Origin of the sequence: Microcystis sp. M53602_WE12 (assembly GCF_030065455.1) — a bacterium.
GTDB lineage: Bacteria > Cyanobacteriota > Cyanobacteriia > Cyanobacteriales > Microcystaceae > Microcystis > Microcystis aeruginosa.
The window spans coordinates 1-3,472 of sequence record NZ_JASJFB010000547.1 but is presented as its reverse complement, the minus strand read 5'-3'; the positions used below and the strand labels follow the sequence as shown (position 1 = coordinate 3,472).

The 3,472-nt window shown below is 45.2% G+C and carries 3 protein-coding genes; all 3 read left to right on the top strand.

Translation table 11 applies throughout. The features are described 5' to 3' along the window. Nucleotides 1–44: 44 nt before the first annotated feature. Nucleotides 45–239 (top strand): hypothetical protein, encoded by a 195-nt coding sequence (locus tag PX482_RS17665; RefSeq protein ID WP_196219851.1) that lies wholly within the window; start codon nucleotides 45–47, stop codon nucleotides 237–239. A gap of 127 nt (nucleotides 240–366) precedes the next feature. Further along, a complete protein-coding gene (locus PX482_RS17660) occupies nucleotides 367–1,473 on the top strand; it encodes a hybrid sensor histidine kinase/response regulator (RefSeq protein ID WP_002761065.1) in 1,107 nt (368 codons plus the stop codon). Between the two features lie 20 nt (nucleotides 1,474–1,493). Beyond that, nucleotides 1,494–2,894: an ankyrin repeat domain-containing protein gene (locus PX482_RS17655; protein WP_323131880.1), complete on the top strand. Its 1,401-nt coding sequence runs from the start codon at nucleotides 1,494–1,496 to the stop codon at nucleotides 2,892–2,894. Nucleotides 2,895–3,472: the final 578 nt, after the last annotated feature.

Sequence of the window (3,472 nt, the reverse complement as noted above, 5' to 3'; positions counted from 1 at the left end):
ATCGGGGGGAAAATTCCTGGACTTTTTCCCTGAAAATTAGGTAATTGGCCACCTCAAAACTGGTAAAACCCCACACCCCACACCCCACACCCCACACCCCACACCCTGCCACCACCGAAAAACTTTTTCAGCAGACCCTAAGTATTGTTTCCGATTGTGGCAGTCATCTTAATAGTGAGGTACTAATTTTTCGTTTTGGGGGGCCAGTCGTCACGATTCGGTCGTCAATAGCAAATTAGGTTATACTTCATCTTTAAGAAAAAAGCTGTAAGAATCGACCTCGAAAATGTCTTGACCATCGAACCCGATTCAAGGTATTCTATCAGGGTAGATCAGACAGTAATGAAATTCAGATTTAAATTGGCAATGTTAAACCAGTTAAGAATTCTAATTGTTGATGATAATGAAGTAGATCGGATCGCCGTGCGCCGATTCTTAAGAACATCGGAGATGGCGATAGAAATAACAGAAGCCGCTGACTATCAAGAGGCTAAAGAAAAGATGTCCAATAATCTTTTCGACTGTATGTTTATCGATTATCTTCTACCCGATCGAGATGGTTTGACTTTGGTGCGGGAAATTCGGCAACAGGGACTTAAAATACCCCTAATTGTTTTAACCGGTCACGGAGACGAAGGAATTGCCGTAGATATGATGAAAGCCGGTGCTTCCGATTATCTGAGTAAATTTCGTCTTTCTGCCTCGCGCTTAAATCAAGCGATGCGAAACGCCCTACGCATCTATGAAGCGGAACAAGAAGTGGCGATTGCCAAACAAGAAAAAGAGCAATTGGCTAGACAAAAAGAAGATTTTGTTTCGAGGATGACCCACGATTTGCGAACTCCCTTAGTGTCTGTCAATCACATATTAGAACTATTTCAAGAAGGTTTATACGGTGAGATTACTCCCGAAATGAGTCGAGTCATTCATGTGATTATTCGCAGTAATCAAAATCTCTTGGAAATGGTTAATAATCTTTTGGAAGTTTATTGTTATGAAAACGGCGAAAAGATACTTAATTTTACTAAATTAAAGATTATCGATATTCTCGAAGAAGTCTGTCAGCAGTTAACTCCCCTTGCCCGAGAAAAAGGACTAGAATTAAGCTTAAATGCCGAAAATGCCGGGGAAATTTTCCTAACTGGCGATCGCTTGGAACTGCGGCGCGTTTTTACCAATCTCATCGGCAATGCGATTAAATTTACCCAAAAGGGTGATGTGAAAATTCATCTCATCCCCGCTACAGAGGAAGATACTTTTGTCACCATTGTCGTCGAGGATACTGGTATAGGAATTTCAGCAGAAGAACTACCCCGGATTTTCGAGCGTCTGTACTCCGGTTCCCCAGACAGTTCCAACAATGGGTTAGGACTTTATCTCTCCCGTCGCATTATCGATGCTCATGGGGGAACTATTGCCGTCACCTCAGAATTAGAACGGGGTAGTAGCTTTTCTGTCCGTTTACCTGTCTAGAAAGATCGATAATAGAAAAAATACTTTCTGCCGATCGGTCACTGTTAATGGCTTCTAATTGGGATATCTTGTTAATACAAGCGGCGCGTCAGGGCAATCTCGCGCGGGTTCAAGCTTTACTGAGTCAGGGGGCAAATGTCAACGCCACTGATGGGCAAAATACTACGGCTTTAATCTATGCCGTGCAGGGGGGTCATAGGGAAATTGTGGCAATTTTGCGAGAATTTGGGGCTGATATCAACAAAAGTAAACAACCTCAAGGTTTAAGCCCTCTCATGTTAGCGGCTGCCCTCAATCACAGTCAAATCCTTGCTCAATTAATCGCCGCCAGTGCTAATGTCAATCAGGTCAATCAAGATGGTACACCAGCACTAATGATCGCCACTTATAAGGGTCATACAGCGATCGCAGAACAGTTATTAACCGCCGGCGCTCGGGTCAATATGCGCGATCAGGATGGAGATACGGCTTTATCTGTAGCGATCAAACAAAATTACGCCGCAATTGTCCATTTACTGCTCGATCGTGGTGTAGATGAAGAAATCCGTCAACAAGCTTGGTTACAGGCTCTCGTCGCCAATTGCCCAGAAATCCTCGAATTGTTTATTACCCGTGGTATGCCCCTCGATGCTCCCACTTTATCCGGGGAGACTCCCCTAATTTTGGCTGTAGAGAAGGGAAATCTCGGCAGCGTACAAACTTTACTGCAAGCGGGAGCCAATCCGAACATTAGCACGGAGGAGGGAGAAACTGCCCTGATGATCGCCGCTGCTGAGGGATATTTCGATATTGTCCGACTTTTACTTGCTCAGGGGGCCCGTGTTGACAATCAAAATCAGGCGGGAGAAACGGCCCTGCATTTAGGGACGATCGAAGGACATTTAGAGATCGTCCAGGCCTTACTACAAGCTGGCGCTTTTGTCAATCACCGTAACCATTTTGGTGATACACCCTTGCTTATCGCCACGGTGCAGGGATACGAAGCGATCGTTTTAGAATTGTTAAAACAAGGAGCGGAGCCTAACCTAACTCAGCAGGGAGAAACACCGTTAACTTTAGCTTTACAGCGCCAATTTACGGAAATCTGCCGTTATCTCCTCGAATACGGGGCTAATGCCAACGCCGTTTATCCCGATGGCAAAACCGTCCTTATGAAAGCTTGTGAGGACAATAATAGTCAATTGGTGCGCTGGTTAATCGATATCGGTGCCGATGTCAATAAACTCGATTTTAGCGGTGCTTCCCCGTTAATGTGGGCTAGTTATCACGGTTGTCTCGACACGGTTAAAGTCCTGTTAGACGGGGGAAAGGTGAACTTAAATCAGAAAAATCAAGGGGGAATGACCGCTTTAATGTTAGCTAAATTTAATCACCATCAGGCGATCGTTTCTTTATTACAACAAGCAGGAGCGATCGAGTAGGAGTGCAAGTTTAGCGATCAGCGATCAGCAGTCCCGATGCCAAAGTTGGCACCGCCAAGCATGAAAATATTCTGATTGACGAATTGGCGTTATTTCAGCCTCTATTTTCAAGTCAGTGCCTCTCCTGATATGTAGCCTATACTCAACGGATTTAGTATTACTTGCGATTTTATCGCTCAATCCGAGCTTTTGGGGGGTAGAACCCCCCAAACCCCTAGGGTTGATTCCAGGTAGGGTTGATTCCAGGTAGGGTTGATTCCAGGTAGGGTTGATTCCAGGTAGGGTTGATTCATGAATCAACCCTACCCAAACCCCCCGTTGGGGGCGTGGCGCCGCCCCCAAACCCCGGAGCGCATTAGTTTTTTGGTGGGATGCTTACAGGCAGCTGCTAATACATCTGTCTTGACACTCTCCGCCCTAAAAGTGCGGAGATTCTTGGGCTGAATCTTGCCGCTACTAGCAAAGCTAATTTTGGTCTTACAGTTTCATGTCTAGTCCGTCTACACCTACAAGGTAATCACTCTTAAAGACTACTCCCCAAGCGTACATTTCTGTGTGTCCCACAGTATTTAATTGTT

Excerpts from the sequence above, each read along its gene's own strand:
- PX482_RS17660 (WP_002761065.1), top strand. The coding sequence starts at position 367 with ATGTTAAACCAGTTAAGAATTCTAATTGTTGATGATAATGAAGTAGAT.